Here is a 478-nt window from a genome sequence, read left to right as displayed (position 1 = left end):
GCGGGGGCGTACCGATTCTGCCGTGCACGCTGGACCACAACAGCCTGGTGGGCGCGGCGGAGTTGGCGTGGCAGCCGGTGCTGGACGACCCCTTGGCGGCCCTGGGCGTGGGCTGACCCGCCTACGGCCGGTGGCCCGGGAGGGCACGGTCCTTACGGCGCTCACCGGACCACCACGCGCTCCTTACGGCGCTCACCGGACCACCACGCGCTCCTTACGGCGGTCACCACTGGCGGCCCCGGGGGAGCGCGGCCAGGCCCGGGGTCGACAGATGGAGCACCTGGTAGCGGTCGCCGGGCTCCGAGGGCGGTGCGGAGTCCTCCCAGAGCGTGAAGTGGATCAGCTCCCAGCCGCGCGGGTCGATGCCGAGTGCCGTCGTGTGGACGCCGTCCGTACGGGCGCGCTCGGCCAGCCGCGCCAGCGCGTCCTCGACGACGGAGGCGGGATCGGCGGCGGCCGGGACCGGCGCGGCGTGGCG

At 75.7% G+C, this 478-nt stretch carries 1 protein-coding gene; it reads right to left on the bottom strand.

The features are described 5' to 3' along the window. Positions 1-223: 223 nt before the first annotated feature. On the bottom strand, positions 224-478 hold a 255-nt coding region (locus KN815_RS46325), incomplete at its 5' end, for a DUF4865 family protein (protein WP_216347790.1).

The sequence above is a fragment of the Streptomyces niphimycinicus genome (assembly GCF_018883605.1).
GTDB lineage: Bacteria > Actinomycetota > Actinomycetes > Streptomycetales > Streptomycetaceae > Streptomyces > Streptomyces niphimycinicus.
Note: the sequence above shows the minus strand (reverse complement) of the source record. Positions and strands in the feature narration are given on the sequence as shown.